Raw genomic sequence first — 1,269 nt, forward strand, 5'->3', positions numbered from 1 at the left:
TGGACCTCAGTCAATAGATTGGACACATAGAATCGAGAAAGTTACACAGTTTTACGGTACGTACGTTCGTACTGATCTGGCGTTAAATAGCCAATAGACGAATGGATTCTTTTGCGGTTGTAGAAGTATTCGATGTATTCAAAAAGTTCACGGTAAGCTTGTTGCCGAGTCTTGAATTTCTCTAAATAAATGAGTTCTTTCTTCAGCACGCTATGAAACGATTCGATACAAGCATTATCGTAACAGTTGCCTTTTCGGCTCATACTCGACTTGATCTCGTACGTTTTCAAACGCTCTTGGTAGTCAACAGAAGCATACTGGCTGCCACGATCAGAATGATGCAACACGTCGCCTTTGTTCGGCTTTTGACGGCTGTAGGCTTGGTCCAAGGCTTGTATAACAAGTTCCTTAGTCATTCGCTCACCGGCGTTCCAACCGATAATCTTTCGGGTGTACAAGTCCATCACGCTGGCTAGATAGACCCATCCTTCATCCGTGTGTACATATGTAATGTCTGTCATCCACACTTGATTCGGCGCTTCGGCCTTGAACTTTTGGTCTAGCACATTGTCATGGACAGGCAGGTTATGGTTCGAATTCGTGGTCGCTTTATATTTGCGGACCGTACGTGACTTCAAGCCCAACTCTTTCATAATGCGGGCTACGGTTTTCTCTGATACCTGCACATCTTGCTGCTTAAGGACTTGCTTGATTTTAGGGCTTCCATACAAACATCTGGAGTTGAGGAAGGCACGTCGAATGAGCGTTTCCAGCTCTTTACGCAGCTTCCTCTTGGCACTTTCCGATCGTTTCGTCCACTCATAATAACCACTCCGGGATACTTTTAAGACTCTGCACATCTCCAAAACCGGATAGTACGAGCGGTGGTTGTGGATAAACAAGTAGACTATTTCTGGTCTTTTGCGAAGATGTGCATGGCTTTTTTTAAGATGTCGTTCTCCATTTCAAGCTGCCGGATCCGCTTTTGCAGGTCCGCCTGGTTCTTGTCTTCGACTTTTAAGTTGCCACTGCCACGAAAAGCATTACCCGAATCCTTCTTGAATTCGCTCATCCAGCGGTATAAAGTATTGTCGGACAACTCCAGCTCCCTTGCTACCTGAGCCACCGGCTTCCCTTGTTCCTGAATCATTTTCACCGTTTCTCTTTTGAATTCTTTATCATATTTCTTTCTCATCTCGGACACCTCGACTTTGTTGAGTTTATTGTCGCATTCTCGTTTCTCAGTGTCCAATTTCTAGTCTAGCATCA

General features: G+C 44.8%; 1 protein-coding gene. It reads right to left on the minus strand.

Annotated elements, in window-relative coordinates; all coding sequences use genetic code 11:
- Positions 1-41 precede the first annotated feature (41 nt).
- A protein-coding gene (locus BM210_RS34165; protein ID WP_218185025.1) for an IS3 family transposase occupies positions 42-1,195 on the minus strand; the annotation gives its coding sequence in 2 pieces (ribosomal slippage) (positions 42-952 and positions 952-1,195; 1,155 coding nt in all).
- Positions 1,196-1,269 lie beyond the last annotated feature (74 nt).

This window comes from Paenibacillus sp. 1_12 (assembly GCF_900114475.1).
Lineage (GTDB): Bacteria > Bacillota > Bacilli > Paenibacillales > NBRC-103111 > Paenibacillus_S.